This window comes from Bradyrhizobium sp. (assembly GCF_035309285.1).
GTDB lineage: Bacteria > Pseudomonadota > Alphaproteobacteria > Rhizobiales > Xanthobacteraceae > Bradyrhizobium.
In genome coordinates, this window is sequence record NZ_DATGFH010000158.1 from 1 (window position 1) to 4,398 (window position 4,398).

At 64.6% G+C, this 4,398-nt stretch carries 3 protein-coding genes and 1 pseudogene; all 4 read left to right on the forward strand.

Features of this window, described 5'->3' with window-relative positions:
- Window positions 1–326: 326 nt before the first annotated feature.
- Window positions 327–1,283 carry an ArdC family protein gene (locus VKR55_RS27890; protein WP_324408501.1) on the forward strand — a complete coding sequence of 319 codons (957 nt, stop codon included), beginning with the start codon at window positions 327–329 and terminating at the stop codon, window positions 1,281–1,283.
- Window positions 1,280–1,654: a DUF2958 domain-containing protein gene (locus VKR55_RS27895; protein WP_324408503.1), complete on the forward strand. Its 375-nt coding sequence runs from the start codon at window positions 1,280–1,282 to the stop codon at window positions 1,652–1,654. Before VKR55_RS27890 ends, VKR55_RS27895 begins: the two co-directional genes overlap by 4 nt.
- A 165-nt stretch (window positions 1,655–1,819) precedes the next feature.
- A complete protein-coding gene (locus tag VKR55_RS27900; protein WP_324408505.1) occupies window positions 1,820–4,000 on the forward strand; it encodes a ParB/RepB/Spo0J family partition protein in 2,181 nt (726 codons plus the stop codon).
- Between the two features lie 66 nt (window positions 4,001–4,066).
- Window positions 4,067–4,264, forward strand: a pseudogene (locus tag VKR55_RS27905) (DNA primase); the annotation flags it as partial.
- Window positions 4,265–4,398: the final 134 nt, after the last annotated feature.

The following is a 4,398-nucleotide window of genomic DNA, read 5'->3' on the forward strand; positions in this document are numbered from 1 at the left end:
GGCCAACCGGGAAAGCTCTTAGATTATTCGAGAAAGGCCCTGGATTATCCCGAGTCGTGCACAGGAAATTGCTCCATTCACCGAACGAATCGACGCGATAAAGCCGGGTGCTCGGCATAATCGAGCACTCGGCATAAGGAAGCTTATGCCGAGCACGGCATAAGGCTCCATCCCTGACGCGGAGCCCGCGACGAGATCGGTGATCTTGCGCGACACCGTGCCGGCGGCAGACGCCGGAGCAGGAGAGGGAGAGTGCGGGCCGGGTTGCCGTGACGGGTTGGAAGCTCGCGGGAGAGTCCCGCGGTGCCCGTTGCGGAGACCTCAAGATGTCCAGACATGCTAATCGGGCGCGCGTCGGCGAGAACCGGGCGAGCCTTTATGACGAAATCACCGACAAGATCATCGCCGAGCTGGAAGCCGGCCGCGTGCCCTGGGTGCAGCCCTGGGGGACGGCGGCCGCGAAGGCGCCGCTGGCGATGCCGAAGAACGCATCGACCGGCCGCCAGTATAGCGGCGTGAATGTTCTGATCCTCTGGGGCGCCGTGATCGAACACGGTTTTGCAGGCCAGAGCTGGTTGACGTTTCGCCAAGCGCTGTCGCTCGGCGGTCACGTCCGCAAGGGCGAGCGCGGCACGACTGTCGTCTATGCCGACCGCTTCGTGCCGCAGGACGAGAAGCGTCGCGCGGACGAGACTGGCGACGAAGCGCAGGCGATCCCGTTTCTGAAACGCTTCACCGTCTTCAATAGCGATCAGTGCGACGAGCTCCCTGACGGGATCGCCACGGCTGCGCCGCCTCCGCTGCCCGCTCTGATCGAGCCGACGGTCGAAGCGTTGATCAAGGCGACCGGCATCGACTTTCGCATCGGCGGCAACCGCGCCTTCTATATGCATTCAGCAGATTATGTGCAGGTGCCGCCGCCGCATGCCTATGGCGAACCAATCAACTGGCACCGCACCGCGCTCCATGAGCTCGGCCACGCCAGCGGCCATGCCTCGCGTCTCAACCGCGATCTCAGCGGTTCTTTTGGCACGAAGAAATATGCCTTCGAAGAACTGATCGCGGAATTGAATGCCGCCTTCTGCTGCGCCTCGCTCGGCATCGTGCCGACCGTGCGCCATGCCGATTACATCGGCTCGTGGTTGGAAGTTATGCGCGAGGACAACCGCGCCATCGTGCGCGCTGCGTCCCAGGCCAGCAAAGCCGCCGACTACATCCTCGGCTTCCTGCCGGATTCACAGCCGTCCGACCATGAGACCGCCGACGAGAGGAGGGTGGCATGATCCTGCTCCCGCAAGACTTACGCGAGCGCCTGCTCGCCAACGGCCGCCGCCGCGGCCTCGACCATGTGCCGGTCGTGAAGTTCTTCAATCCGCTCGGCGTCGGCTCCTGGCTCGCGAGCGAGCTCGATGAGGATGGCGACACGCTGTTCGGTCTCGCTGATCTCGGCGAACCGGAGCTCGGCGCGTTTAGCCTCGTGGAGATGGAGTCCGTCGAGCTGCCCTTCGGCTTGGGGATTGAGCGCGACATCCTGTTCGAGGGCGCGTTCCCTCTATCGGTTTACGCGCAGGCCGCTCGCGCGGCGGGCCGGATCGTGATTGACGACCGTTCGCTGCGTGCCGCGGCCGCGGTCTTGCAACGGGAAGATCGGTGACCTCGGCGCGCTTCGCCGGGGCGTGGCGGTTGAGCCGCCGCGCTCCGTAAGCGTTGCGATGTCATGCGTCCGACGCGCGGCGAGAGGGAGAGGAGGGCGGGCGTGTTGGCGAATGGGTTGGAGGCCGAGAGAGGGTCTCGGCCGCCCGTTCCGGAGAAAACTGACATGGCAAAGGCCGTTCAGAAGATCAAGCTGTCGCCCTCACGCGACATCCCCTTCAACAAGCTGGTGCTCAGCCAGTCCAACGTCCGGCGTGTGAAGGCCGGCATCTCGATCGAGGATCTCGCCGAGGACATAGCCCATCGCGAGAAGCTGTTGCAGAGTCTCTATGTGCGGCCCATCCTCGACGCCGACGGACAGGAGACCGGCATGTTCGAGGTGCCGGCCGGGGGCCGCCGCTATCGTGCGCTCGAATTGCTGGTGAAGCAGAAGCGGCTCGCGAAGACCGCGCCGGTCCCCTGCATCGTCTGCGAAACTGGTGGCGAAATTTCCGCGGAAGAGGACTCTCTCGCCGAGAACGTGCATCGCGTCGCGCTTCATCCCCTCGACCAGTTTCGCGCCTTCCAGACCTTGCGCGAGCAGAAGCTGTCGGAGGAGGATATCGCGGCCATCTTCTTCGTCTCCCCGCAGGTGGTGAAGCAGCGGCTCCGTCTCGCCGCGGTCTCCCCGAAGCTGCTCGACGTCTATGCCGACGACGGCATGTCGCTAGAGCAGTTGATGGCGTTTTCTGTCACCGACGATCACGTCAGGCAGGAACAGGTCTGGGAGACCGTCAACAAGTCGGGCTACGACGAGTCGTATCAGATCAGGCGCCTTTTGACCGAGCGCGCGGTGCGTGGCTCCGACAAGCGCGCGCGGTTCGTCGGTCTCGACGCCTACGAGTCCGCCGGCGGCAATGTGCTGCGCGATCTCTTCGAAGCCGACGACGGCGGCTGGCTCGAGGACGTTGCATTGTTGGAGCGTCTGGTGGCCGAGAAGCTGCGCGCCGAAGCCGGGACGATCGCCGCGGAGGGATGGAAGTGGATCGAGGTCGCCGCCAGTTTTCCCTACGGCCACGACCATGGGCTCCGCCGGCTCGAGGGCATCCCGGCGGATCTCACCGCCGAGGAGCAGGCAAGCGCCGACGCGCTCCAGGCCGAGTACACCGCGCTTCAGGAGAAATATGAAGATGCCGACGAACTGCCCGACGAGGTAGATGCGCGGCTCGGCGAGCTCGAGGAGGCGCTCGAAGCTTTCGAGAACCGGCCGGATATCTTCAAGCCGGCCGAGATGGTCCACGCTGGCGCCTTCGTCAGCATCGATGCCGAGGGTGCGTTGCAGGTTGCGCGTGGCTATGTCCGCCGTGAGGACGAGGCCGCATTCGTCGCGGCGACCGCCGAGCCCGATCCCGGTGCAGCAATGCTGGACACCGATCGTGGGGACCAGGACCCACCGGCGGCCCCGCGTGCTACGATCACCGTCAGCGGGCAGGTGGGCCCAGAGGAGGAAGAAGACGATGTCATCCGGCCGTTGCCCGACCGGCTCATCACCGAGCTGACCGCGCACCGCACGTTGGCTTTGCGCGATGCGGTTGCTTCCCATCCGCAGGTCGCGATGACTACGCTTCTGCACAAGCTCTGTGTAGATGCCTTTTACCAGACCTACACGCCGGGATGCCTTGAAGCGGGTGTTCGCCTCGTGCAGCTTCCGGTGCAGGCACCGGATATGAAGGAGAGTGCGTCTGCGAAGTCTATCACGGATCGGCATGAGGCCTGGAGGGCCGATCTACCCACCGATGAGCAGGCACTGTGGGATTGGCTCGTCGTGCTTGACGATGCCAGCCGGTTGGCGCTGCTCGCCCATTGCGTTTCCGGCGGCATCAATGCGCTGTCCGAGAAAGTCGATCGCTATGGCGGTTCCGGCGTGACCGCCAATGGCTTGCGGCGCCGTCTCGATCAGGCGGACCGCCTGGCGCGGGCCGTCAATCTTGACATGGCGGAGATTGGCTGGCGGCCGACGGTCGACAACTATCTCGGCCGCGTCACCAAGAGTCGTATCCTTGAAGCCGTCCGCGAGGCGAAGGGCGAGAGCTCCGCGCAACTGATCGACCATCTCAAGAAGACCGAGATGGCCAAGGAAGCCGAGCGCCTGCTTGAGGACTCTCGCTGGCTGCCGGAACCATTGCGCACGCCCAATCTGCCGCTCGGCACCCCATCCCAGGCGCTGGGTGCTCACGACCAGTCGTCGACCGAACCACCCGGCGTAGAATCGGCGGCGGCCGGATGCGATGTGGCTATGGGAGACGTGGCGACGTTGGGCGAAGATGAGCCCGCTGCGATCGAGCCGCGCATCATCGCGGCCGAGTAGCCGAGGCAGCATGACCTCCTTGAGGCCCGCCGGCGACGGCGGGCCTTTCTACGCCTTGGAGTTCCCATGTCCACGCAAGTTTCCGATCTTGCTCGCCGCTTGGCCGAGCGAGCCGAGATGGTGTGTCGGCACTATCTTTCCAATGGACGCCGTTCAGGCAATTACTGGCTGGTCGGTGACGTCAACAACACGCCGGGTCGCTCCCTGTTCGTCCGTCTCACCGGGCAGCAGTCTGGCAGAGGCGTTGCCGGAAAATGGACCGAATATGTTGCGCCGAGAGTTATGTTGCGCCCCCGCGATTGGGCGCTTTCCCCCAGACGATCGACGGCTTCTACGCAACATAATGTCAGTGCGCTGCGGGAGGTCTCGTGATGTCCCGCGACGCTTCTGAACTGGCG